Source organism: Maribacter dokdonensis DSW-8, from assembly GCF_001447995.1.
Taxonomy (GTDB): domain Bacteria; phylum Bacteroidota; class Bacteroidia; order Flavobacteriales; family Flavobacteriaceae; genus Maribacter; species Maribacter dokdonensis.
Window position 1 is genome coordinate 1,802,008 of sequence record NZ_LDPE01000001.1, and the last position, 26,291, is coordinate 1,828,298.

General features: G+C 35.9%; 17 protein-coding genes and 2 tRNA genes. 8 read left to right on the forward strand and 11 right to left on the reverse strand.

The window, feature by feature from the left end; all coding sequences use genetic code 11:
- The first annotated feature begins 27 nt into the window (after positions 1–27).
- Positions 28–822 (forward strand): DUF2797 domain-containing protein, encoded by a 795-nt coding sequence (locus I600_RS07895; protein WP_058103900.1) that lies wholly within the window; start codon positions 28–30, stop codon positions 820–822.
- On the opposite strand, the gene I600_RS07900 is transcribed toward I600_RS07895, so the two are convergent.
- From I600_RS07900 to sppA, 3 genes are read right to left on the reverse strand one after another with little or no spacing between them, the layout of a single operon-like run.
- Positions 815–3,550, reverse strand: a complete 2,736-nt coding sequence (locus I600_RS07900) for an AsmA family protein (protein ID WP_058103901.1) — start codon at positions 3,548–3,550, stop codon at positions 815–817. The two genes, I600_RS07895 and I600_RS07900, sit on opposite strands and share 8 nt — an antisense overlap.
- Positions 3,551–3,582: 32 nt before the next feature.
- Complete coding sequence (locus tag I600_RS07905) at positions 3,583–4,299, reverse strand: queuosine precursor transporter (protein ID WP_058103902.1); 717 nt, start codon at positions 4,297–4,299, stop codon at positions 3,583–3,585.
- A 4-nt stretch (positions 4,300–4,303) separates the two neighbouring features.
- Positions 4,304–6,064, reverse strand: coding sequence for a signal peptide peptidase SppA (sppA, locus tag I600_RS07910; RefSeq protein ID WP_058103903.1), 1,761 nt, complete (start codon positions 6,062–6,064; stop codon positions 4,304–4,306).
- A 72-nt stretch (positions 6,065–6,136) separates the two neighbouring features.
- Here sppA and folK point away from each other — a divergent pair, with 72 nt between their 5' ends.
- Positions 6,137–7,285: a 2-amino-4-hydroxy-6-hydroxymethyldihydropteridine diphosphokinase gene (gene folK / locus I600_RS07915; protein WP_058103904.1), complete on the forward strand. Its 1,149-nt coding sequence runs from the start codon at positions 6,137–6,139 to the stop codon at positions 7,283–7,285.
- A gap of 112 nt (positions 7,286–7,397) precedes the next feature.
- On the opposite strand, the gene I600_RS07920 is transcribed toward folK, so the two are convergent.
- Entirely contained in the window at positions 7,398–7,928 is a 531-nt protein-coding gene (locus tag I600_RS07920; RefSeq protein WP_058103905.1) for an RNA methyltransferase, read from the reverse strand.
- Between the two features lie 165 nt (positions 7,929–8,093).
- Here I600_RS07920 and mutS point away from each other — a divergent pair, with 165 nt between their 5' ends.
- The 5 genes from mutS (at position 8,094) to I600_RS07945 (ending at position 12,997) form a co-directional block, all read left to right on the forward strand.
- Complete coding sequence (gene mutS, locus I600_RS07925) at positions 8,094–10,676, forward strand: DNA mismatch repair protein MutS (protein WP_058104321.1); 2,583 nt, start codon at positions 8,094–8,096, stop codon at positions 10,674–10,676.
- A gap of 95 nt (positions 10,677–10,771) precedes the next feature.
- Positions 10,772–10,844, forward strand: a tRNA-Gly gene (locus tag I600_RS07930).
- 43 nt (positions 10,845–10,887) lie between these two features.
- Positions 10,888–10,974, forward strand: a tRNA-Leu gene (locus tag I600_RS07935).
- Positions 10,975–11,075: 101 nt separating this feature from the next.
- Positions 11,076–11,711 (forward strand): SanA/YdcF family protein, encoded by a 636-nt coding sequence (locus tag I600_RS07940; protein WP_058103906.1) that lies wholly within the window; start codon positions 11,076–11,078, stop codon positions 11,709–11,711.
- 35 nt (positions 11,712–11,746) lie between these two features.
- Complete coding sequence (locus I600_RS07945; protein ID WP_058103907.1) at positions 11,747–12,997, forward strand: NRAMP family divalent metal transporter; 1,251 nt, start codon at positions 11,747–11,749, stop codon at positions 12,995–12,997.
- 18 nt (positions 12,998–13,015) lie between these two features.
- Here the strand turns inward: I600_RS07945 and I600_RS07950 are convergent, their stop codons facing one another.
- The 7 genes from I600_RS07950 to I600_RS07980 all read right to left on the reverse strand — a co-directional run bounded on the left by I600_RS07950 (position 13,016) and on the right by I600_RS07980 (position 24,885).
- The gene (locus I600_RS07950) at positions 13,016–14,929 is read right to left on the reverse strand and encodes an OmpA family protein (RefSeq protein WP_058103908.1); all 1,914 of its coding nucleotides are present in this window, start codon (positions 14,927–14,929) and stop codon (positions 13,016–13,018) included.
- Positions 14,930–14,940: 11 nt separating this feature from the next.
- Positions 14,941–15,921: a PorP/SprF family type IX secretion system membrane protein gene (locus tag I600_RS07955; protein WP_058103909.1), complete on the reverse strand. Its 981-nt coding sequence runs from the start codon at positions 15,919–15,921 to the stop codon at positions 14,941–14,943.
- Between the two features lie 8 nt (positions 15,922–15,929).
- Positions 15,930–20,318, reverse strand: a complete 4,389-nt coding sequence (locus I600_RS07960; protein WP_058103910.1) for a Calx-beta domain-containing protein — start codon at positions 20,316–20,318, stop codon at positions 15,930–15,932.
- Positions 20,319–20,474: 156 nt separating this feature from the next.
- Positions 20,475–21,362: an ACP S-malonyltransferase gene (gene fabD, locus I600_RS07965; RefSeq protein ID WP_058103911.1), complete on the reverse strand. Its 888-nt coding sequence runs from the start codon at positions 21,360–21,362 to the stop codon at positions 20,475–20,477.
- Positions 21,363–21,438: 76 nt separating this feature from the next.
- The gene (locus I600_RS07970) at positions 21,439–21,948 is read right to left on the reverse strand and encodes a gamma carbonic anhydrase family protein (RefSeq protein WP_058103912.1); all 510 of its coding nucleotides are present in this window, start codon (positions 21,946–21,948) and stop codon (positions 21,439–21,441) included.
- 7 nt (positions 21,949–21,955) lie between these two features.
- Positions 21,956–22,687, reverse strand: a complete 732-nt coding sequence (locus tag I600_RS07975; RefSeq protein ID WP_058103913.1) for a LytR/AlgR family response regulator transcription factor — start codon at positions 22,685–22,687, stop codon at positions 21,956–21,958.
- Positions 22,684–24,885: a tetratricopeptide repeat-containing sensor histidine kinase gene (locus tag I600_RS07980; protein WP_058103914.1), complete on the reverse strand. Its 2,202-nt coding sequence runs from the start codon at positions 24,883–24,885 to the stop codon at positions 22,684–22,686. The genes I600_RS07975 and I600_RS07980 overlap by 4 nt, the downstream gene beginning before the upstream one ends.
- Before the next feature lie 202 nt (positions 24,886–25,087).
- Here I600_RS07980 and I600_RS07985 point away from each other — a divergent pair, with 202 nt between their 5' ends.
- Complete coding sequence (locus I600_RS07985; protein WP_058103915.1) at positions 25,088–26,263, forward strand: vWA domain-containing protein; 1,176 nt, start codon at positions 25,088–25,090, stop codon at positions 26,261–26,263.
- The last annotated feature ends 28 nt before the right edge of the window (positions 26,264–26,291 follow it).

The following is a 26,291-nucleotide window of genomic DNA, read 5'->3' on the forward strand; positions in this document are numbered from 1 at the left end:
ATTGACAAATCAATAAGCTAAATTAACATGCAATACGAAGGAGTACTAAGAAAAATGCAGACCGAAATAGGAAGTCCAATTCAATATTATATGCTTTTTGAGTCCGATTTCCTAAACGTGAACCAAGTACTTGACAAATCGCTGAAAATAGAATTTATAAAACACCAATGCCTTAACTGCGGTAACGACAGACCTATATATAGACAAGGCTTTTGTAGAACATGTTTTTTTGAAATACCATCTGCAGGCGACTGGATCATGCGACCAGAGCTGAGCAAAGCCCATTTAGATCAAGAAGATAGAGATCTAGCTTATGAGAAAAAGGTACAACTACAGCCTCACATTGTTTATTTAGCCAATTCTAGTAATGTTAAGGTTGGTGTCACCAGAAAAGCACAAGTACCTACCAGATGGATCGATCAAGGTGCGCACGAAGCTATTGAAATCGTAGAGGTACCTAACCGTTATTTGGCAGGAATTACCGAAGTTGCCCTAAAAGACCATATTGGAGACAAAACAAACTGGCGAACCATGCTTACCAATAATGTCGTGGACGAAAATCTACAAGAATGGCGAGAAAAACTTCAACAATACATACCAGAGGAGGCATTGCCGTATTACCTAGAAACCAACAAAGAGACGGAATTAGAATTTCCTGTGTTGCAATACCCAACAAAAGTTAAAAGCCTTAACCTTACTAAAACCCCTTCTTTTGAAGGCAAATTAAAAGGTATAAAAGGTCAGTATTTAATTTTTGAAGATAATACTGTATTCAACGTTAGGGGTAGCGAGGGTTATTTTGTTGGCTTAACCATTAGTTAGTACTATCTTTTTTCTTATTTCCGAATAGGCCTCCTAAAATATCCTTAGCTTTTTCCTTCACCGCTTCTTTCTCAATTTTAGCAGGGGTAGAATCTTTCTTAACGGTTGTTGCTGTATCTTTTTTTGTAGCTAAAATTCCGCCTAGAATATCTTTTGCGCTTGTTTTGGTCGAAGACGTTTCACCGCTTACAGAATCTTGTGTAGCCTTATTTCCGGAAATTAGACCACCAATAAGATCTTTAGCCTTATCAGTACCTTTATTTATTAACTTTTGCTTTTCAATCTCTATTAATTTACTAGTAAGCGCCTTTACACCTGATGTTAGATCGGTTGTAACAGTTGGGCTGTTATACGCCCCGCCAATACTAGCAACAACGGGAATAGTTAGATCAGTTAAAGTAGCATCATCAATTTTAGCTATAAGTTTGGTAACATCAGACCCAAGATACTTTGCCGGTACCTGTAAAGATGCTTTATAATTCAATTTTTGATCAAAAGAATGGTTACCATCTACATTAATAGAAACATCCTTATAATTAAATGTAAACGGCTTCACCGCAACTACACCATCTTTAAAAGACAATGATGTTTTAATATCTTTTAAATTCAACTGATTTACATCTATAAAATTCAATTTAGAAACAAGAGTGTTTAATACCGGCGCAGATTCAGTATTTACTTCTTCTGTCATGATATCGGCAAATAAATCGCCACTCAGGGACAGTAGGTTCGGCAAAAGATCATCTGTCAAATTACCTGATAAAGAAATATCCGAGGTTAATTTTCCATTCAACATTTGAGCTATCGGAGCTATTGCTTTAAAAAGATCTACGGAAGCAAAAGTTTCTTGAATACCCAATTGATTTAGATCTAGCTTCATGTTAAAAGTAGGAGTTTCCGTTTTAGTAGACACTTGGCCATTAAACCCTATTTTCCCACCAAACATTCCGGCAGACATATTACTTAGTGTTGCCGTTTCATCTTTAATTTTTAAAACACCGGTTACATCGCTTAAGACGATATCATCATATATCACTTTTTTAGCATCTGCATTGATTGTAGCGTCCAAGAATGAAGGGATTTTAATTTTTTCTTCTTCAACCGTATTTCCACCTGTTGATTCTTTTTCACCTGTAGAAGATGTTGTCTCTGTCTCGGCAACCATAAAATCGCTTAAAGCAAAAGTATTAGACTTCAAGTTGAAATTACCTTCTACCTTTTCATCATTGAACATGAAACCTAAAAGGTTGTTTATAGTTCCTGTTGCATCAAAATCCGTTGTGCCTGTAGTACCATTCAGGTTGTTTAAGGTAACTGTCCTAGGGTTAAAGGTTAAACGTGCCGCCTTAAACTTTACCGGATTTGCAAGTTCGTCTGAGTTATATTCAAAATCTGTTAAGCTCAAATCTCCTGTAGTACTCGTTTTCTCATATTGCTCGTTTTCTACTGAAGCCATATCAAAAGCAGTTGTAATATCAGCCTTCAACATTCCTTTTAGATTATATTCAGCTGGTACCGGATATGCTTTTGAGATATTGGCCAAGTTCATATTTCCATCCATATGTGCCTTAACCTTTGTATTACCCATAAGCTCGGTAATATTAGAAGTAAGGTTAAACTTATCTTCATCTATCATGAACGATGCTTTGTTGATATTAACGTAAGTGTCTTCAACAATTCCTGTTTTATTATCTATCTGAACATCAAAAAACACATTTTTAACCGCTTTAGGTAAATCTGGATATTTAAAAGATGCATTATCAGATTTAAGTTCTATGTGAAATTTAGGAATATGGGTTTCATCCACCACTCCGTTAAAATTACCATTTACAGCAAAATCACCTGTTGTGGTTACATTTTCAATATTCTTAGAATAAATTTCCGGTATTACACCTAAGAAATTTTTAAAATCGGATGAAGGAGTTTTAAAAGTTAAATCAACTTCTTGGCTGGTATCGTTCAACTTAACAAAACCATCAAACACCAATGGTAATTGATTGATCAAGGCCTCATTCTTTAAAAATGAATACTTGTTCTCATTTAAATCTATACCAATAAGTGCATCTAACTTGATCTTATTCTTGTTTAAGTAATTAACACTATCCATTTCCAAAGAAATAAGAGCGTTGGTATGCGTATCCAATTCAGAAGTTGCCAATGACAGGTCTCCTGTACCATTATGTTGAAAATCATCCAATTTAAAAGCTATACCCGTAGAATTATCGGTATAATAAATTCTTGAATTGGTGATTTCATAAGACTGTAGATCAAAAGAAAAACCATCTGTAGAAGTAGGTTCTTCTGCGGCTGTTGTAGTTTCAGAAGCAATGGCAATATCATAATTTGCATTCTCTTCTTTATCGACTACAATATTGACCAGAGCCCCCTCTAAATTGATATCATTAATAGCAATAGCATCGCTAGTACTTTTAAACAACTGCATTATTCCCATGGTCAAATCCAAATTGTTTGCCTTGAACAAGGTGTCACCTTCAAATGGCGCCTTATTAATTAACACCACATCTTTGAAATTCACTTCTGCATTTGGAAAGCTTTTGACCAAACTTAAGTTTGCCTCAGAAAAATCCAAAGTTGCATTTACATTATTATTCACATTATTTTTAATAATGTCTCCAATTTTAGCCTCTAAGAAAAAAGGTGCCGCTATCAATACAATTAAAATTAGCAATAGAAATACACCTACAATCTTCAATATTTTCTTACCCATAGTATAATTTTATACTGTTTAGTTTACTGTTCTTATTCTAATACGTCTAAATCCAATTCTTCATTTGGCTTTAGATTAAAACGTTTTCTCATTATATATACGAAGAAATAGAGAAAAGGGGTGTCTATAAATGCTATAAAAATCTTAAAAATAAATCCGCTCACTACAAGTCCGAAAAAAAGATTCCAAGGCAATACTTTAAACACACATAATAATGCCACAACGGTAAACGTATCTAGAAATTGTGACAGGAAAGTTGAAAAATTATTACGCAGCCATAAATACTTTCCTTTTGTCAATTTTTTCCAAAAATGATAAATGGCAACATCTACATATTGCGCCAACAAATACGCAAACATAGAAGCCAAGACCGCTATTGGCGATAAAGCAAAAACCTGTGTAAATGTAGTATCATCTATAGGCGACGATGGTATAGCGGGGGCAACCTCAGCTACCAATATTATACCCATGGAAAAGAATGAAGCAAAGATACCTGCCGTAACAATTTGGTTAGCCATTTTTCTACCGTAAATTTCAGATATGAGGTCTGTAATCAAAAATGTAATCGGGTAAGGCAAAATACCCACGGATATTTCAAAAAGTGACACACCAAAAACAGTGAAATCCCCGAAGGGATTCCAATAAAAAAATTTTTGAAAAATCAGGTTGGAGACTACTAGGGAAGTAATAAACAAAGCCCCTAAATACAGATAAATACGGTGTGCTAATTTTCTATCCTTTAAGGTCATATACTTATTTAATATCTAAAGCAAACGGCATTCTTGCCTGAACCCCACTTTGCTTTTTAAAAGATTGTAATTCCTTAAGTACTTGATAAGCCTCTTCCCCTATTTCATCTTTTAAAAGGTTCTCTTTTATTTTTACGCTTGCACCTTCCAAATCTTCCATAAAACGCTCAAAGCCACTTTTATATTTAGGAAATTTTTTAACTCCGTAAGTATCTATTTCTGCCATTTCTGCCGCTGCAGATATAGCATCGTCCAAATTACCCAATTCATCTACTAATCCAATCTCCAGAGCCTCGGTACCGCTCCACACCCTGCCTTGTGCCACACTATCCACCTGTGCCATTGTCATACCTCTACCTTGCGACACTCTTTGCAAAAATGTTTCATAGGTTTCCTCAATACTTTCTTGAACCTGATTTTTAAAACTTTCTTGCATTGGTTCAAAAAGCGAATATTCTACTGCATTCTTGTTGGTGCCAACCTGCTCTGCGTTTATACCAACATTGTCTGCCAACTCAGTTAAATTGGGCACTGTACCAAATACACCAATAGACCCTGTTATTGTAGTAGGTTCGGCGAAAATTTTATTAGCTCCCGCAGCAATATAATATCCTCCAGATGCCGCCACATTACCCATGGAAACTATTACCGGTTTCACTTTTTTAGCCAATTCCACCTCTCGCCAAATAATATCGGAAGTCAAAGCGCTACCCCCAGGTGAATTCACCCGCAACACTATAGCCTTTACCTTGTCATCTTCACGCGCTTTAATCAAAGCCTCATTAATTATACCTTGGCCAATGATATTTGGGCCACCTTCACCATAAAATATTTCTCCCTGCGCAAAAACTACGGCTATTTTATCATCACCAGATTTCAAAGTCTTTTTATTGGAATACTTTACATAATCATCTAAAGAACTATAGTTAATCTTATCATCCTTCTTTAGTTCCAGCGCATTCGCCAATTTATTTTCATATTGATCATAAAATACTACATCATCTACCAACCCAGATAACTTTGCAAAGTTAGGCGTTCTACCACCTAAAGTATCTGCTATAACGTTCAGGTCAGATTCAGAAATAGAACGTGTTTCTGAAATATCGGTCACCATTGAATTCCAAAGTGACTGCAACAAAGCGGTCAATTGACTCCTATTTGCCTCACTCATATTATTCTCCAAATAGGGCTCAACGGCACTTTTGTATTTCCCATGGCGTATAACTTCCATCTTAACGCCAGATTTTTCTTGAAGTTCTTTGTAATAAAGCACTTCAGTAGAAAGTCCTTTGAAATCTAAAACTCCTACCGGGTTTATAAAAACAGAATCTGCGACACTGGCCAAATAATAATCTCTTTGCATAAAGAAATCTGCGTATGCGTATATAAACTTACCCTCCGCTTTGAAATCCTCTAAAGAACGTCTAATTGCCTGAGTCTGTGCCAAACCAGCAATAATAAAGTTATTATTGATACTGATTCCTTTTATGCGGTCGTCATTTTTAGCCACCTCAATAGCATGGATAATTTCATCTAAACCCTGTGATTCTTCAAAAATACCCGCAAACGGATCAAGCTCATTGCTACCGGTATAATCAGATATTGGTCTTTGTAACTGTAACTCAAGAATAGAATTATCTTTTACCGCAACAGCATCTTCACTACTGCTTACAAGACTCACAAATATTAAAAACATTACGAACAAAATACCAAAAGCAAATAGAGAACCTAAAATAGATGCTAGAAAATTTCTTAAAAACTTCATTTAAATCTTTCTTTTAAATAGTTAACAAAGATAACTAATGTGAATATGTTTTAGTTATTTTGTTCTAACATTATGGGAGTATACAAAACAGCACTTTTATCAATAGGAAGTAATTTGGGTAACCGCCAATTATTATTACAAAAGGCCATTTTTGAAATTGGCAAGGTTGCGGGCGAGGTAAGACAAGTATCTGCCACCTATGAAACCCCTTCTTGGGGTTTTGAAGGCGAAAATTTTCTCAATGCCTGTTTAGAACTACAGACCTTACTTACACCAGAAGAACTACTTGTTAAGTTATTATCCATTGAAACAGCTTTTGGAAGAGAAAGAAAAAACAGCGACGCGTACGAGAGTAGAACTTTGGATATTGACATCATATATTATGAAAAAGAGGTTATAAATACCGAAACGCTTACGATACCGCACCCAAAAATGCAAGAGAGAAAATTTATTTTAAAACCTCTTGCCGATATTTCACCACAATTTTACCATCCTATCTTTAATAAAGACACCCGCAATTTATTACAAGAATGTAAAGACAAAAGCACCATTACCAAACAAGTGCCCAGGCTTTTTAAAAATAGACATACGTTTTTTGCCAGTTTACAATATGTAGCTATAGAAGGTAATATTGGTGCTGGAAAAACAACCTTGGCCACAAAAGTTGCTGAAGATTTCAATGCAAAATTAATTCTAGAACGATTTGCCGAAAACCCTTTTTTACCTAATTTTTATATTGACCAATCCAGATATGCCTTTCCATTAGAAATGTCATTTTTAGCAGACCGCTATCAACAATTCACAGAAGACACCAATCAATTGGATCTTTTTAAAAGTTTTATGGTAAGTGATTATGACATTTATAAATCCCTAATATTTGCCAAGGTCACCCTACAACAAAACGAGTTTGACCTATATAGAAAAGTGTTCAACTTCATGTACAAAGAAGTTAAAAAACCTAAAATTTACGTTTATCTGTATCAAACTACAGAACGACTATTACAGCAAATTAAGCAAAGAGGAAGAGATTACGAACAGAATATTGAACTTACCTATTTAGAAAAAATCAATAGGGGCTATTTTGACTTTTTACGCACCTACCCTAAAGAAAACCAACTAATTATAGACGTTAGCGCCTTAGATTTCGTAAGTAGCAACAATGATTATGAAACGGTTTTAACCAAGATTGAAGACTTCGCCCTGACCAATTTATATCAATAATAAATTACCGGATTTCTTGCGTAAATGAAAAGAAAATCTTTTATTGTGGAGGCATACGTGCAACTAACTAACTCAAACTATACTAAAAAACCTGGTCTACGACCAGGTTTTTTTATGCGTTAATTTTACTCCAGCAATCCCAAACTACGACACCCACACTAACCGAAATATTTAAGGAATGTTTAGTCCCAAATTGAGGTATTTCCAATACTTCGTTACTTGCCGTAACCACATTTTGAGCAACACCTTTAACCTCGTTTCCAAAAACTAGGACCTGCTTCTTTTCTTTTGCAGGAGCATAATCATTCAATTGAGTTGCATTCTCTGCTTGTTCTACAGAAATTACATGACATCCTTCATTTTTAAGCCTTTCAACCAATTCTATTGTATCTGGAACGTATTCCCAATCTACACTATCGGTTGCGCCCAAGGCGGTTTTATGAATATCTTTATGAGGAGGAGTAGCCGTTATACCGCATAAATATATTTTTTCAACAAGAAAAGCATCGGCCGTTCTAAAAACCGAACCAATATTATTTAAACTTCTTATATTATCAAGTACAATTATAATAGGTGATTTTCCTGCACTTTTATATGCTTCAACATCTATTCTCCCCAGTTCATCATTTCGTAATTTCCTCATAGTCCCAATTCAATTTCATTAGCACAATATGATCGTAAACTTATCCTCAAATATCAACAATAATTAAAATTTCAGGGATAAAACCATATTTTCGTGAAGGTGCAAAATTAATGAGATAAAGATAAAGTGGCGGAAAAAAGCAAAACAAAAAAGGTAACCCCTTTAATGAAGCAATATAACACCATCAAGACCAAATATCCTGATGCCCTATTGCTTTTTAGAGTAGGTGATTTTTATGAAACTTTTGGTGAAGATGCAGTGAAGGCTTCACGTATTCTTGGTATTATACTGACCAATAGAAATAATGGTGGAGAACGAACAGAATTGGCCGGATTTCCCCACCATTCATTAAACACATATTTACCCAAATTGGTTAAAGCGGGGCAACGCGTTGCTATCTGCGACCAATTAGAAGACCCCAAACAGACCAAAACCATTGTAAAGAGAGGAGTTACGGAATTGGTTACACCTGGGGTAGCCATGAACGATGACATCTTAAACTCAAAGACCAATAATTTTCTTTGTGCAATTCATTTTGGAAGGAAAAAAATAGGGATTTCATTCGTTGATATTTCTACAGGTGAATTTTTAACTTCTGAAGGCAGCGAAGAACAAATTGATAAATTATTACAAAATTTTTCACCTAATGAGGTATTGATATCTAAAGCCCATAAGAAGGAGTTTTTAGATGTTTTCGGTAAAAACCACCATCTCTTTTATTTAGAAGATTGGGTTTTCCAAGAAGATTATGCCTTGGAAAATCTTACCTCACACTTTAACACCAACACCTTAAAAGGTTTTGGCGTTGACCATCTAACCTGTGGGATTATAGCATCTGGAGTTGTTTTACACTATTTAGGAGAAACACAGCACAGACAATTACAGCACATATCAAAATTACAACGTATTGCTGAAGATGATTATATATGGATGGATAGGTTTACCATTAAAAACCTTGAACTCTATCATTCCACCAATGTAAACGCGGTGACGCTTTTAGATGTTATCGACAAAACGATATCACCCATGGGTGGGCGAATGATAAAACGATGGCTTGCACTACCTCTTAAGAACCTGCAAAAAATTACCCGGCGACAGGAAATTGTTTCTTACTTACACCAAAATGAGGTGACATTAGAAAAATTTCAGCACCATATTAAGCAGATGGGCGATATAGAGCGATTGATCTCTAAGGTAGCTACAGGAAAAGTAAACCCTAAAGAAGTGGTTCAATTAAAGAATTCGCTCGAAGCTTTAATACCTATCAAACAATTGGCTACTTCATCTGAAAACGAGTCTTTGGCACTTACAGGAGATCAAATACAATCCTGCGATTTGTTAAGGGCTAAAATCAAAGAAATGCTTAGCGAAGAGGCACCTGTAAACATTTTAAAAGGTAGCACTATAGCCCAAGGATTTTCAGAAGAGCTAGACGAACTAAGAGGTTTAGCCACATCTGGAAAGAACTATTTAAATAATATGTTGGAAAGGGAAACAGCTGCAACCGGCATTACATCCCTAAAAATAGCGTCCAACAATGTTTTTGGATATTACATTGAAGTAAGAAATACCCATAAAGACAAGGTTCCGGAAAATTGGACGCGTAAGCAAACTTTGGTCAATGCAGAACGCTACATTACCGAAGAACTAAAAGAATATGAAGCAAAAATTTTAGGAGCTGAAGACCGTATTCTAACCTTGGAACAGCAGCTTTTCTCTCAATTGGTTGTGTGGATGCAAGAATACATTACCCCCGTACAGAACAATGCACACCTGGTTGCGCAGTTAGACTGTCTTTGCGGATTTGCCCAATTGGCAAAAGAGAATGCCTATAACTGCCCTACATTGAACGACTCTACTGATTTAGAGATTACCGAAGGAAGACACCCTGTCATTGAAAAACAATTACCATTAGGAGAACAGTACATTGCAAACGATTTACAGTTAGACAGATCCAATCAACAGTTCATAATGATCACCGGTCCCAATATGAGTGGTAAATCCGCATTACTAAGGCAAACGGCATTAATAGTGCTATTGGCACAAATGGGAAGTTTTGTTCCTGCGGAAACGGCTAAAATTGGCGTCGTTGATAAAATATTTACCCGCGTAGGAGCCAGCGATAACATTTCAATGGGCGAATCTACTTTTATGGTCGAAATGAACGAAACCGCCTCTATTCTTAACAACCTGTCTGAGCGTAGCTTGGTACTGTTAGATGAAATAGGTCGTGGTACCAGTACCTATGATGGTATTTCTATTGCCTGGGCCATATCCGAATATTTACATGAGCACCCAGCAAGGGCAAAAACCATGTTCGCCACCCATTATCACGAGCTAAATGAAATGACCAATACCTTTGGCCGTATTAAAAATTTCAATGTAGCCATCAAAGAACTAAAAGACAACGTTCTCTTCTTAAGAAAATTAATCCCCGGAGGTAGTGAACATAGTTTTGGTATTCATGTAGCTAAAATGGCCGGTATGCCACAACAAGTAATTCAAAAAGCCAACAAGATTCTAAAAAAATTAGAAAACAAACATGTAAGTGGTGAGGTAACGGATAAGCTTATAAACGATTCTGACGAAATGCAACTTAGTTTTTTCAATTTGGACGATCCGTTATTGGAAGAAATAAAGGATGAAATAACCCATTTGGACATAGATACGCTCACACCTGTAGAAGCATTAATGAAATTAAATGAGATTAAACGTCTGTTAACCAAGGACAAAAAGGCGACATCATAAAATATTTAATTCTTTTACACTTTTTTACTTTGGAATTTACAGAATTGTATTAAATTTGCACCCGCATCTTTTAAGAGATGCACGTTCATAAACTTGCGAAAATAGCTCAGCTGGTAGAGCGCCACCTTGCCAAGGTGGAGGTCGCGGGTTCGAATCCCGTTTTTCGCTCTGCAAAATGTTGTTCAGCAACATTTTTAAAAAAACCAAGTATGCTCGAGTGGTGGAATTGGTAGACACGCCGGACTTAAAATCCTGTGCTCTTTGGGGCGTGCGGGTTCAAGTCCCGCCTCGAGTACCACAAACCCCTGAAATCAATTGATTTCAGGGGTTTTTTATTTAATCTACTTAACAGATTGAAGTCAAAAGTTATTTACTAACTTTAGTATTGAAATAGTTTACATGCTAAAAAAAATTCTCAAAATACTCGGATTACTTTTCATACTGTTAGTATTCGTCATTTTTACATGTAATATCATAATTTCAAACACCGCTGACGGAAAAACCTTTACCGACATCTCATCAACACCCAAGAACAGAGTAGGTTTAGTTTTAGGAACCTCAAACAAACTAACCAATGGCTCTCCCAATCCGTATTACACTTATCGTATAAATGCCACCAAAGCATTGTACAATGCCGGTAAAATAGAATTTATACTTGTTAGTGGTGATAATGGCAGTATTTACTATAATGAGCCAGATACCTTTAAAAAAGATTTAATAAAGGCTGGTATTCCTGAGCGGGCAATTTTCTTGGACTATGCAGGTTTTAGGACTTTAGACTCAATGTTTAGAGCAAAGTTTATTTTTGGGTTGAACAATGTTACCGTAATCTCGCAAAAATTCCATAACGAGAGAGCTATTTATATAGCCAAACAAAAAGGGCTCAACGCTATTGGATTTAACGCTCAAGACGTTTCTACCAGTCAAGGCATAAAAGTGCAGCTAAGGGAATATTTGGCACGGGTAAAGGTATTTATCGATATGCTTTTAAATACCCAACCAAAATTCTATGGCACCACTATAGAAATAAAATAGCTTACTTTTAATCTTACCAACTAATCTTATAAGTAATGCCAAGTTTTAAAACAGTACTGAAAAATTTAGGTCCAGGAATCTTATTTGCCAGTATGGCCATTGGCACCTCTCACTTGGTACTATCTACTAAAGCCGGTGCCCAATATGGTTGGCTTATGATAATACCTATTATACTGGCCAACGTATTAAAGTATCCATTTTTCGAATTTGGAGTAAGGTACACTAACGTCACCAATAAAACATTGATAGAAGGATACCTAAACCGTGGTAAAGCTTATTTATGGTTCTATGCCATCATAACATTTGTTACCACTTTTACCATCTTAGCGGCATTGTACACCGTTACTGCAGGGCTATTCATAAACTTGTTTAATATTGGACATAGTTCTATTGCTATTGTAGCTTTATCTCTTTTCTTGATCATTAGTGCCCTTTTGATTTTTGGAAAATATAAATTCTTGGAGATTAGTTTAAAGTTTGTAATAAGCATATTGTTCATTGCACTATTGGTTACAACCGTACTAGTGATTGTCAAAGGACCGGTTGACCATGCATTGGACTTTGAACCACTACCTATTTTCAATGAAGTAGGAATTCTTTTTTTAATAGGGTTAATTGGGTGGATGCCTACGACCGTTGAAGCTTCTAGCTGGATTAGCTTGTGGAGCATAGAAAAATGGAAAAATCAAGAAAAGCCAAGTTTAAAAGAATCTTTACAAGAATTTAATATAGGCTATATTATAACGGCAATTCTTGCGGTATTTTTTATGGTCATAGGATGGTATACATTATATGGAACCAACACCCAGCTCAGTAATAATGCCATAAGCTTTGCGGATCAAGTTGTTCGCCTGTTTACTGAGCATATTGGCACTTGGGCCTATCTATTTATAGCAATTTCAGCATTTGCCACTATGTTTAGCACATGCATGACGGCACATGATGCATTGGCAAGGGTAAGTTTGGATATTATTTCCTTATTAAAACCAAAAGAGAAATGGTATAGCACAAAAAACGCTTACACCACAGGAATACTCATCTTGACCTTCATCAACTTTATTGTAATTGCCGCGTTTAGTGCAAACATGGGAAATTTAGTTGCTTTGGCCACTTTTGTATCTTTCGTTGTAGCGCCATTAGTAGGATACATGAATTTAAAAAATGTTACCAGTAGTGATCTAGACCCAAAATTTTGGCCCAATAAGCAGCTAAGATTTTTAACCTATGTAGGTATCTTGTTTCTCACCCTCTTTGCGCTTTACTATTTCTATATTATCATTTTATAGTAGGCAAGGTTTTTTTCCCTATTCTACTACAAAAAGTGTTCGTTCATTTTGTTTATGAAGAAAATCTAAACAATAAGCGCCATTGGTACAATTGTTTACAATATTCTCTTCTCCATACCCAGTAGCCTCAAGTATATTATGTGAACCCAAACCATTGTTCAACAAATACTGCTTAATGGTATTGGCCCTGTCTTGTGACAATCTTTTATTATAAGAACTACTACCCCTACTGTCCGTATACGAAAGAATTCTTAATCTTATTTGCGGAAAGCGTTCTACTGCGTCTATAACTTTTTTCAATTGCCCCTCTACTTGAGCATTCAAAGTTGACTTTCCCTTATCAAAATAAAACTTATCCAATTTAATAACTGTTTTCTCTTCCCGTTCCGTTACCAAATCTTCCATTTTGGCAAGCCCCATATTGTAAGAGGAATTTTGAATTTCCTCCATCCCTTCTTCAGAGTAGGTAGTGGAGAAAATAGAATAACCGTCACTCATTGCCTGTATGGTGATCTGAGACATCCATGGCACCTCGATTCTAAAACTTCCGTCCGAATTAGACACAACTTCCTTTAAAATATCTCCATTTTGACTCAACAGTCTTACCTGTGCTCCTTCCAAACCTGCTTTATTTCTTAGATTAACCACCTTGCCACCAAGTGCAAATGTTTTTAATCCTGGTGATTTATCGAGCATAAAACCATAAAGATCATCCCCACCTTTTCCTCCTTTTCTATTTGAAGCGAAAAAACCGGACAATCCATTACCCTCCTTAGCCTTCTGGATTATAAAGCCGAAATCATCGGATACCGAATTGATACCTTCACCTAAATTTACAGGAATGGTATATGTTTCATTAGCTAGGATATTAGATTTATAAACATCCATACCACCTAGACCATAAAAAACGTCGGAAGAAAAATATAAGCTTCCTTCATAGATATATGGAGCTATTTCATTTCCGGGTGAATTTATTCTAGGTCCCAAATTAATTGGAGCAGACATTATTTGACCGTTATTGGTGTACACATAATATAGGTCTGTACCACCGTAACTATCATCAAAATTTGCCGCAAAATATAATCGTTCAGTAGTATCATCAAAAAATGGATAATAAAAAGAAGTACTTAAATCCTTTAAGATAAATCTAAATCTACCATTTTCTGAAAGTGTACCAATGGCCAAAGCATTCTTCCCATTTTCATCATATCTTAATTCACCATCTTCGGTGTTGGAAAGAATGTAAAAGAACGTGGACAATTTTGTTGAGTAATAAGGTGTTGATTTATGAAACTCGGTAGCCGGTATTTCTTTAAAAGTTTCTACATCTACAAGCGTATTTGTTGAACTTATTCTAGCAAAATAAATATCCAAATACGATTCACCCGTAGGCCCATATACATTTTTTGAATTTCTAGATCTACTACTACTGAATAATATTCCATTTTTATAAAACGCAGGGGAGAAATCTCCCTGAGGACTATTAACCCCTAAATCGCGAATTGTTTTATCTTCATTGCCTGCCGGAATTTCCAATAAGCTATAATTGAACTCTGCATTTTCTAAAAGTTCTGGAGATAATTTATCCGCTTTTGACCTAAGAAAAGTTTTCACTCTATCTCGTTCTGAATTTTTAGAAAGGCTTTGCAACATTTTATTGAACCTGTTCACAGACATAATAGTGTCATTCTTATTGACCTCTAAATATAGCTCTGAAGCATTATCATATTTACCCGTGCTAAAGTATGAGTCCGCTAAATTCAGTAATTGATGGTTAGTCAATGGTTTCTTTTCCATTTCCTTTTTATACTCTGCAATTGCCTGTTGGTAGCGATATCCATAAAAAAGATTATCTGCCTTGGACTTCTTGTCTTGGGCAAAACCCAAAAGCGGTATAATAATCAGAATTGTTATGAGAAATTTAAATTTCATTATAGTTCTATTTAAAAGAAACGTGGTGAATCTACTTGTTTAGGTTTTCCTTTCGCATTCTTGTCACCACTTCCTTTTGATTTCGCTGCTCCTTGTCTACCTAAATAGAATTTTAGTATTATTTCATGAGAACCATTATTGAACTCACCTAACAAGTTTGTATTGTAATCATAAGAATACCCTGCAAACAATTGGTTTGATATTTGAAAGCCTGCTAAACCACTGAATGCATTGTCTAGACGATAGGATGCACCAGCTGTAAATACATCTGAAATTAAAAAATTACCCGATAAGTTTACATTCACGGGTGAACCTGCAATAGTATTGACCAAAAATGCCGGTTTAAACTTTAAATTATCTGAAAGTTCAAATACATAGCCACCTATAAAATTAAATTGAAGTTTGTCTTCAACTATAGATGATACTTCATCATTATACACACCTTCTGTCAAAAAATTAGGAACAGAGGCACCTAAGTACCAATCATCAGCATACAGGAAAGCACCTGCACCAACGGTTGGATAAAATTTGCTCAACATTTCATCATTAAGGTCCTCACCCGGATTTTCAAAAGTTCCTTTAGAAAAATCAACATTTAAAAAAGAACCTCCTGCATCTATACCAAAAGAAAGTCTAGTCTCAGCTGTAACCATAATTTGATATGAATAAGAAACATCTGCATAGGTTTGCGTTGTTGGTCCTAATTGATCACTAACAATATTTAAACCCAATCCAACTTTTTCATTTTGAAAAGGAAGGTTAGCTCCAAAACGAAATGTACGGGGTGCCCCGGGAATATCTATCCATTGAGCTCTATACAGACCAGAAAACTCAGGGTTTTCTACCGTACCCACATAAGCAGGATTAAAGCTACCTATATTGTACATGTACTGGGTATACTGCGGTTCTTTCTGTGAAAATGCATTAAAGCCTATCAGAGAAAATAGCACTAAGGCAATAGTATAACTAGTTTTATTAAAGTTATAATCCATAATTTATTTTATCTAATAAGCTGTATCCAACCCTTATCCAATGTTTCGGGTCCGTTATTGATACTATAATTCATAATATAAAAATAAGTTCCTTTTGGCACTTCTTTTCCTTTATAGGTACCGTCCCATACATCACCGTCATTTACTTTTTCCGTTTCAAATACCAAGTTCCCGTATCGATCATAAATCTTAATCTTATAATGTAAGGCAACATCAATACCGGTTTCAGGATCTGTACGGTTTATACGCAGTACCTCATTCTGATTATTTCCATTGGGAGAAAATTGGTTGAACAAGAAGCCTGGGTCTGCCGGACTTTTTTCAATCACTTCAACCTCAACGGTAGCCTCATTGTTTAACGTATTACTATCTCTTGGGGTAGACCTTACGATATTTGCCGTATTTGTATACGTACCTGTAGCCGGAACCACAGCCCTGATCCTTAAAGTTGCTGTTTCTTCTCTTTCCAAAGCCGGAATATTCCAATTACCGGTATTCTCATCATAAACACCATTGAAATCAGATTCTGCCGAAACAAACATAAACCCGTTTTCAAGTAATATTTGATCATTCACAATAATATCTGTCACTACATCAGATACAGAAATATTGGTTACCCTGATCACAAACTCAACTTCATCTCCCACTAACACCTTATCCGGTCTAGCCTCTTTTGAAATTCTTAGGTCTACACCTTCTGGAGCCTCAGTACTTAAATCTACCGTAGCTTCATCATTATCCGGATTATTATCCGTTGGTATAGATTCTAATAGTACAGCAGTATTTGTGTACGGACCTTGTTCTGCGACAAGAACAGTAATATTCAATTCAACAGAAATACCTGCTTCAAGTTCTGGAATGTTCCAATTACCCGATATTTCATCATAATCGGCAGAATCAGCGGACACAAATTCGAACCCAAGCTCCAATAAATCACCAATTACTATTGACCTTGCCGTTCTATCTGATAAGTTAGTGACCAAAATGGTAAATACGATAGTATCTCCAACCAATGCGTCAATATTATCCACTGATTTTAACACTTCTAAATCTATAGGCGCATCGCAATTTGGTGTGGCTACCGGATCACAAGGATCATCTGGGTCAGAACCATTTGTTTGTTCATCTAAATCTGAAATACCGTCACCATCGCTATCACAACTACCATTAAATCTATTAGGTATACATGGATTATTATTTGCAGGATCTTGCTGATCATTAACCCCGTCATTATCGGCATCTTCCGTATTAGAGTCCAATGCATCAATAATACCATCGCCATCCTCATCTAAAGGGTTATTGATATTATCACCTACTTCTTCACCATCCTCAATACCATCGCCGTCAGTATCAGGATCATTGGAGTCAGTCCCCAGAACCACTTCCTGACCACCTAATAAGCCATCATTATCGTCATCAGTTTCACAATCGCTCACATTAATCGTAACTTCTACGGTAGGGTTTTCACAAGGAGCCGTAGAATCTGTTGTAGTATAACTAAACACATAAGCACCAGAAGTAGCCCCTTCAAACTCAACAACATTAGTAGAGCTAATAGTCATATTATCAGGACCCGATACAAAAATCCACACACCAGGATCCGCACCATTTAACCTAGAATCTAGATCTATTGCCGTAAGTCCGTTTGCTGCCACATTACATATAGAACCATTTGTTGCTGTCCCGACTGAAGCCTGAGACCCAATTCTCGCTACTACAGGTTGTCTTTCAGTAGTACATTCATTCTCGGTAGCCTCAACATAATAGGTAGCAGTAGCATTCAATGAAGGCGTCGTAAACGTTTCACCGGTGGCGATCGGAGTAACAGCATCTAAAGAATCATACCAATTTACAGAGGCGCCATCACTAGGTTCAACACTCAATAATAATGTGCCCGGACCACATCGTTCATTATCGTTAATAACCGTCAATTGTGGCAATACATTACGAACAATTTGTACTTCTATAGTACCACTTGCACAATTATTATCTTCATCATAGAAAAAACCATAATAAGACGCTGGCAAATCAACATCTTGAGCCTCTGCAACGGTTAAATGCGAATTCGTATTTAACGGATTGGAAACCCTACTCCAAGTTAAAACCGTTCCCGCAGGTGCTGTACTAGAAGTATAATCAAATAAATTAGCCGAAAAGGGATCACCAGCATTTTCAACGCAATAAATATTTGAAACAGACTCGTCTAAAATTGGCGCTGCCACACAGTTATCATCATCTTGTATAGTACCTGTAGCCGTACCTCCATTTGCGCGTTGCACATTATTTGTTGGCAACCCCAATTGTACGGTAAAAGTCTCTGTGTTTTCTAAAACAGCATCATCATTAATAGCTACTGTTATAGTTTGAGTTTCACCGACATCGCCAGTAAATATCAGAGAACCATTGTTACCAGTAAAATCTACACCACCACCTTCTGCAGTATCATCAAAAAACGAATATGAAACCGTTGTACCACCAATAACCTCTAAATCCAATTCCACTTCAAAAACCATTTCACCGGCAGCATCGTCTTCATTTAATGATTCGTTAGAAATTGTTAATGTCGCTTGGTCATTATCCTCAATTTCAACCGTAGCCGATTGCGTAGCAACCGAACCTAAAGAATAACCAGTACCATTTTGTAATGTAATTATAACAGTTTCCGTACCTTCTTGAATTTGATCATCAATAGGCGTAATTAACACTTCGGCTTCTTGCTCCCCATTTGGAATACTTACAGCGTTTGTACTACTTGCAGAGAAATCAGTTCCGACATCTGCTGTTCCGTCAATTAAGAATTCAACTATAATAGGACTACCAGTATTATTCTCCTCACTTAATCTTATGGTAAATTCACCTGTAGAAACAGAACTAGCACTTTCCGCAGCAGTTCCGTCTGAAGCTGTAATTTGAGCGAAATACTCAATATCATCACTAACTATTGTAACAGTATCACTATCTGAGGAACCTACTTCATATCCTGTACCTACGACGAGATTTAAAATAACCGTTTCATTGCTTTCAACATCAGAATCATTAATTGGAATTATATTGATTTCTACTTCACTTTCCCCATTCTCAATTATTGCTGAACCACTTAAGTTTTCAAAATCTGCTCCCGAAGTAGCTGTGCCACTAAGCGTATAATCAATTTCGATATCTGAACCAGAATTATTAACACTATTTAAACTTATGGTAAATTTCCCATTAACCAAAGGGTTCTCTCTTGCTGTTGCAACTGTAGATGCAATAGATGCAACATAGGCATCATCATCTTCGATAAAACCGGTTGCAGTATCCGAGTCATCTACAAGCGGGTCACTTGATGATAATGTAACTGTAAATGTTTCAACTCCCTCAATAAAATTATCATCTTCGGTATCGACATCAACATTCCTACCCTGTCCAGCAGCACCACTAAAACTTAAAACCTGTTGATCACTTTCATAATCAACATCACCACCAGTTGCACTTGCATCTACAAAATTAACCAATACTGTAAATGCATTAGGAACTTCAACATTATTAACTACCCTAAAACGCAACCTATCCCCTTCCATTTCAGTAACATCTTCAATCGTAATATTACCAACGTCATTATTTAGAATTGTACCGACAGCAGTATCCGTATCAACAACTGCATCATTAGTTGCATTTAATTCCACGGTAAAAGTTTCATTATTCTCAACTAAAGTATCATCATTAGTTTGAACATTGAAGTTTTGCGTTAATGAGCCCGAAATAAAAGTGACCGTTTGGGTTTCATTATTATAATCTTCTGACCCATTGAATGGTAATTCACCACCTTCAGCATCTATATCAACGAAATCAATTTCTACATCATAATCGTATTGTACAACTTTATCTGAATTAATGATAAAATTTAAACTACTACCTTCTTCACTTGATACACTAACTATTTCAAGAGTTGCTTCATCATCATCAGAAATATTAATAGTTACTTCATCATTTGACCCAATAACATAACCAACATCACTAACTAATTGAACTTCAACAGTTTCCTCACCTTCAACCAAAGAATCTTGAAATACGTCTACATCAACATCGGTATTTCCACTTCCTACAACATTATAGTTAACGGTTGCTATTTCTTCCAGTTCCATATAATCGACATCAGAGGTAGCTGTGCTAGAAACTAAAACAGTGTACTTTACAGATATAGAACCTGAACCAAAACCAGCATTTGAAACACTTATCCTAAACCTACCACTAGAACCACCTTCAACCGCATCACTAATTTTAGTAATATTAACTGTTTGCGCAGAAACACATTGGGAGAAAACCCCAAAAACCAACAATGTAAAAACAAAGAAAATTTGCTTAAATCGTTTAGTATTCTGAAAATTCAAAAGACTATAGTATATACTTATTTTCATAGCATTCTTTATCAAACCCTAAATTATGATTGGGAAAGTTCTACATTCACAACCAAAAATTAGGGTCTCAATATTACAAAAAAATCAAGGTAAACCTCTCAGAAACAGTTGAAAAAAGGATTTATGGGTTAAATGGTAATATTAAGGAAACAAAGGCTAGTCTGTTAGTTGCGGTGATTGCGTTGTAACCGAAGGCTCAATCTTTCTTACCAACCCTTGTAATACCTTACCAGGACCTATTTCAGTAAAAATAGTAGCACCATCATTCACCATTTGCTGCACACTTTGTGTCCATTTTACCGGTGCCGTCAATTGCAACATTAAATTCTTTTTTATTTCATCTGCACTGTGCACCGCAGTTGTAGGAACATTTTGATAGATAGGACAACTTGGCATTGAAAAAGTTGTATCATCTATGGCCGCAGCCAATTCTTCTCTAGCAGGCTCCATTAATGGAGAGTGAAAAGCACCACCTACGGGTAACATTAATGCACGTCTTGCTCCAGCTTCTTTTAACTTTTCACAAGCTTGTTCTACAGCAGACACCTCACCTGAAATAACCAATTGACCAGGGCAATTGTAATTTGCAGCCACAACAATTCCGTCAATTTCTGCACAAACTTTTTCTACAACAGCATCTTCTAACCCTAATACCGCAGCCATAGTCGATGGCTTAAGTTCACACGCCTTTTGCATTGCCAAAGCACGTTGCGATACCAATTTAAGTCCGTCTTCAAAACTAAGGGTATTGTTTGCCACAAGTGCAGAAAATTCCCCTAAAGAATGACCTGCAACCATATCTGGCTTAAACGTATCTCCCATTACCTTACTTAAAATCACGGAGTGCAAGAAAATAGCAGGCTGGGTTACTTTGGTCTCTTTTAAACCTTCAGCAGTACCATTGAACATAACCTCAGTAATTTCAAAGCTTAAAATATCATTGGCTTTAAGAAACAATTCTTTTGCAATAGGGTATTTCTCGTATAAATCTAACCCCATTCCAACAAATTGAGCACCTTGCCCAGGAAAAACATATGCGTTCATAACTTTTAGTTTTGGTGGATCAAAAGTACGTATTTTAGCTAGATTGCCATACCCTCAATTCTTTTTGAGTCAACGATTATTCTTTAAACCAGCCTGAATACATTGTATATGCCTCTGCAATTCTATTAATTTCACCTGAACTAAGCTCAGGACTAATATCCTTTATCTTCTTTGCGGGCATACCGGCAAAAATACTTCCAGACGGCACATGGGTTCCTTTTGTAAGAACTGCTCCTGCTGCAATTATACTATTACTTTCTACAATGCAATCATCCATAATTATACTTCCCATACCCACCAATACGTTATCATGAATGGTACAACCATGAACAATTGCATTATGACCAATAGAAACATTATTACCAATAGTTGTTGGAGACTTCAAATACGTACAATGAACCACAGCACCATCTTGAACATTTACTTTATTGCCCATTTTTATAAAATGAACATCTCCCCTTAAAACTGCATTGAACCAAACACTACATTGCTTACCCATACTTACCTCACCAACTATTGTTGCATTTTCAGCTATAAAACAATCTTCCCCTATAATTGGTTCTTTACCCCTAACCGCTTTTATCATTTGTACATTAATTAAAATATGATAGAAAATCTTTCTTTTTTGAAGCGGACACCATAACTTCTTTTCCGTTAGACATCACCACGCTGCCCCCTTTACCTTTTTTATACTTCACCACCTCGTTCACATTGACCAAAAAAGATTTATGAACACGCGCAAAAGGATAATTTTTTAATGCATCCTCAAAATACTTTAAGGTTTTACTCACTAATATTTTCTTGTTCAACAGGTAAATTTCAGTATAATTATCATCTGCCTTACAATACAAAATATCGGCAATATTCAGGACTTGAAAACCATCTTGTTGAGGCAAAGTCAATTTCCCCTCTACCCCATTAGATTTTGTACTTAGCACTTCTCCTTCCAAACTTGCCTCTTTTTCACGAACAGTTTCTACATAAGCTACTGCATTTACCAGTTCATCTATATTAATTGGCTTGGTTAGGTAGTATGCAGCATGATTGTTTAAAGCATCTTTTGCATAATGATCATACGCGGTAACAAAAACGGTTTCAAAAGTTCTATCGGGCAGTTGATCCAGTAAATCAAAAGCATTACCGAACGGCATTTCTACATCTAAAAAAACGAGATCTAAACTATTACTCCCAATTAGAGTCAAAGCATCCTTAATTGATGAAGCCTCTCCCAACAATTGTACACTAGGGCAATATTTAGAGATATAATTTCGTAATATCTCCCTACTATTGGCCTCATCTTCCACTATAATTGCATTTAAGCTCATTTCTCCCTTTTTAAAATAAATAAAACTTTAGTTCCGGTTCCGTTCTCTTGTAAATCTGAAATTTTAATATCCACCTTATCGGTATACATATCATTCAATATTGCCACGCGTTTTTGAATAATACCCATTCCTTTAGATTTTTGTTTCTTTTGATTTTGGGTTTTTATTTCTGCAGATTTCTTTCTGCCAATACCATTATCTATAATTGAAATTACTATAGAGTCTTCACTATTCTCCTTAACGTCAACTAAAAGCTCTCCTTTTTCTTCCCTATATCTTAATCCATGCCAAATGGCATTTTCAATGTAGGGTTGTAATAACATTGGAGGTATTTGAAACTTGGATACCTGTACAGTCTCATCTACGGTAATTTGATAGTCAAATTTGTCTTCAAATCTAGAATGCTCTAGCTTTATGTATAATTCCAATTGCTGTAATTCTTTTTCTAAGGGAATAAAATCTTCTTCAGAGTTTTCTAGTACAGAGCGCATTAATTTGGAAAAGTCACTAAGATATCTATTAGCACTGCGCTCATCACTTTTAGAAATAAAATTATTAACGGAATTTAATGCGTTGAAAATAAAATGCGGATTCATTTGAGAGCGCAATGATTTCAAGGCTAATAAGTTATTTGCCAATTTCTGTTGTTGATTACTTCGATAAAAGAAGAAGGCTGCCAAAAGGGTCAATAATAACCCAAATATTAAAGAGTAGATAACCAGCTGTTGTCTCTTATTACTTTCCTTTACCAGCTCTTGCTCCGTTAAAGCTAAATCATATTTACTTTTAGACAGTTCTCGCTCCTGTTCCAAGCCCGTAAGTCGGTTTTGAGCATTTGCTATCTCTCTATTAAAGCGACTAGCCCTAGAGATTTCTTGTTCTTTTCGTACATATAATGAATCTACCAATGCCACGTAAGTCTGGTAAGTTTCCAAGGCCTTGGTAAAATCCCCTTTCACCTTATACACTTCAGACAGTTTTCTTGTGGCATCTTTTTGCACCACCAAATCATCATCTGAGTCAGCCTCAACAATACTCTTTTCTAAAAAGGGAATTGCCTCATTGTACTTATCTTGAGAGATGTAGGCATTTGCAATCTTATAATTTATTCGTTGTGATGTTATCGTATCTCCAAGTTCAAGCTTTTTAAGTCCAACATTAGGCGCGTTCAATCTTTTTAATTCCTGTAAACTACTTTTACGCATATTGATTTCTTCATTGAACCTACTTTTAGTATTGTAAAAATCCGCTACCTTTTCTTTTTCTTGCAATGCCCTTTTTGGTGCTGATTGTACCGCAAGTTCCAATGAATTTCTATAATAAGCCTCTGCCTCCATAGCTTGGTTATCAATAGAATATGAATCGGCCAATTTGGAATTCAAGTCGATCATTTTTGAGGTATTCTGATTTTTTTCGGCAATCAACAGACCTCTGTTATACAACTCTATTGCTTCTTTGGTTTTGCCCTCACCCTTTTTAGCATCACCTAATAGTTCATAAAGTACTGCACTTTGATAAGGCGGCATTGTTTTTACCTTCGACAACGGATCCAATAAACCTATAGTCTCATTGAATCTTGACGTTAAATTGTACGCCCTGCCCAACAATAAAGATGTGGCAATGGTCTTATTGTTCTCTAACGCATCTTCATAGTTATCAATAGCTAAATCCAATTGCTTGTAATATTGATAGACCTCCCCAAGTTTGGAAAGCGATCGTGCCAATTCCTTCCTTCTCCCTCTTTTTCCTAATAAAGCTATAGATTGGGCCACAAAGTCAATACTCTTTTCAATATCCTTGGCTTTGTAGTGTTCTGCGGAATCTAACAGTTGTTGATGTCTTATAGAAATATCAGGCGGTGAATTTGACCTGTCACCAGCCGAAGACTCAAAGCCTTCTACCAAGATCAGTACATCATCATTTTTTTCAACATTATACCATAATGTCTCAATATCCTGATGCTCAATTATGAGTTGATCACCAATTCTTGTTTTAATTTCAAATTCTCCCAAGGCATTAGTAACCACGAACACCCCCATATCATTTGAAATAGAAACACCGGAAATTGGTTGTCCTGTGCTCCTAACCTCAACCCTACCTTTTAAATTGAATTTTAGTGCATTGTTTTGAGATTGTGAATAGATAACGTTCCACCCCAAAAACAAACAAACCATTATGTAAATACAATAATCTTTCATACTCAATTACTATGGTAAACTTAGCTGATAATTATGGTACTAAAAAATGAAGTAATTGCAAAACATACACTTAATCTAGCATTATTCATAAGTTAACAAACCCATTAAACCACTTTACTAAGCCATAAGGCACCTTCGCTCATTTCAATTATTCTAAGAAAAACTTAGCGGTTAGTTTCGTCTTGAATTAAAAACGAAAACTATGAAAATCTTAAAACAACTTGGATCTATAGGTATTGGACTATTGACCATATCTAGCGTATATGCCTGTAATACTAACGAAAGAAGAAAACCAATTGAACTAATTGCACATGCTACTAACCCAGTAGAACCAAAAAAAGACAATACTGTTCAAATAGCGTTGTTATTGGATACAAGTAATAGCATGGACGGTTTAATCAACCAAGCCAAGTCTCAACTTTGGGATATTGTAAACGAGTTCAGTTTGGCTAAATGCGGAAATGACACTAGACCCAACCTACAAATTGCAATATATCAATATGGGAATGACAATCTTACAGCAAGTGAAGGATACATTCAACAAGTTCTTGGATTTAGTAGTGATCTTGATGAAATTTCTGAAAAACTCTTCTCATTAACCACCAACGGTGGTGAAGAATATTGTGGTAAAGTTTTACAAACATCGCTACAACAATTACCATGGAACCAAAATCCAGATTTACTACGAATGATTTTCATTGCCGGTAACGAGCCTTTTGACCAAGGAAGGTATAATTATAGAAATGCGACCACCAATGCTAATGAAAAAGGGGTTACGGTCAACACTATTTTTTGTGGAAATTACGAATTGGGCATAAACACAGACTGGAAAAAAGGGGCATCATTAACAGGCGGAGAGTATATGGCTATTGATCACAATAAAAAAGTGGTTCATATAAATACTCCTTATGATGACATCATAATCAAGCTCAATTCAAAATTAAACACCACATATATTTCGTACGGTACTTTAGGAAGAGAAAAGTACCAGGCACAGAAAGTTCAAGATGAAAATGCTTTAGAGATGGAAGAAGCCATTGCCGTTAAAAGAGCTGTTAGCAAAAGTTCAAGACTTTACAATAATAAAAAATGGGACTTAGTTGATGCCTATGCCGATGAGGAATTTGAAATTAGTACTGTTGAAAAAGATCAATTACCCAATGAGCTGAAGAACAAAAACGAAAAAGAAATCAAAGATTATATTGAATCTAAAAAAGCAGAAAGAATACAGATACAAAAAGAGATTCAAGGATATAACTCTAAACGTTTAGCATATATAGCCGAACATCAAAACGCTGATAAATCAGGTGAATTAGAAAATGCCATGATCAAGGCGATCAAAAAGCAAGCCGAATCAAAAAATTATAGCTGGGAGTAAATCAATTTTAATAAAAAGGTCCGTTACA

Coding starts and splice junctions, on each gene's coding strand:
- I600_RS07980 (WP_058103914.1), bottom strand. CDS start 24,885: ATGAAAGATTATTGTATTTACATAATGGTTTGTTTGTTTTTGGGGTGG.
- I600_RS07945 (WP_058103907.1), top strand. CDS start 11,747: ATGCCAAGTTTTAAAACAGTACTGAAAAATTTAGGTCCAGGAATCTTA.
- I600_RS07900 (WP_058103901.1), bottom strand. CDS start 3,550: ATGGGTAAGAAAATATTGAAGATTGTAGGTGTATTTCTATTGCTAATT.
- I600_RS07955 (WP_058103909.1), bottom strand. CDS start 15,921: ATGGATTATAACTTTAATAAAACTAGTTATACTATTGCCTTAGTGCTA.
- I600_RS07920 (WP_058103905.1), bottom strand. CDS start 7,928: ATGAGGAAATTACGAAATGATGAACTGGGGAGAATAGATGTTGAAGCA.
- I600_RS07985 (WP_058103915.1), top strand. CDS start 25,088: ATGAAAATCTTAAAACAACTTGGATCTATAGGTATTGGACTATTGACC.
- folK (WP_058103904.1), top strand. CDS start 6,137: ATGGGAGTATACAAAACAGCACTTTTATCAATAGGAAGTAATTTGGGT.
- fabD (WP_058103911.1), bottom strand. CDS start 21,362: ATGAACGCATATGTTTTTCCTGGGCAAGGTGCTCAATTTGTTGGAATG.
- I600_RS07950 (WP_058103908.1), bottom strand. CDS start 14,929: ATGAAATTTAAATTTCTCATAACAATTCTGATTATTATACCGCTTTTG.
- I600_RS07940 (WP_058103906.1), top strand. CDS start 11,076: ATGCTAAAAAAAATTCTCAAAATACTCGGATTACTTTTCATACTGTTA.
- I600_RS07905 (WP_058103902.1), bottom strand. CDS start 4,299: ATGACCTTAAAGGATAGAAAATTAGCACACCGTATTTATCTGTATTTA.
- sppA (WP_058103903.1), bottom strand. CDS start 6,064: ATGAAGTTTTTAAGAAATTTTCTAGCATCTATTTTAGGTTCTCTATTT.
- I600_RS07975 (WP_058103913.1), bottom strand. CDS start 22,687: ATGAGCTTAAATGCAATTATAGTGGAAGATGAGGCCAATAGTAGGGAG.
- I600_RS07960 (WP_058103910.1), bottom strand. CDS start 20,318: ATGAAAATAAGTATATACTATAGTCTTTTGAATTTTCAGAATACTAAA.
- I600_RS07970 (WP_058103912.1), bottom strand. CDS start 21,948: ATGATAAAAGCGGTTAGGGGTAAAGAACCAATTATAGGGGAAGATTGT.
- mutS (WP_058104321.1), top strand. CDS start 8,094: ATGAAGCAATATAACACCATCAAGACCAAATATCCTGATGCCCTATTG.
- I600_RS07895 (WP_058103900.1), top strand. CDS start 28: ATGCAATACGAAGGAGTACTAAGAAAAATGCAGACCGAAATAGGAAGT.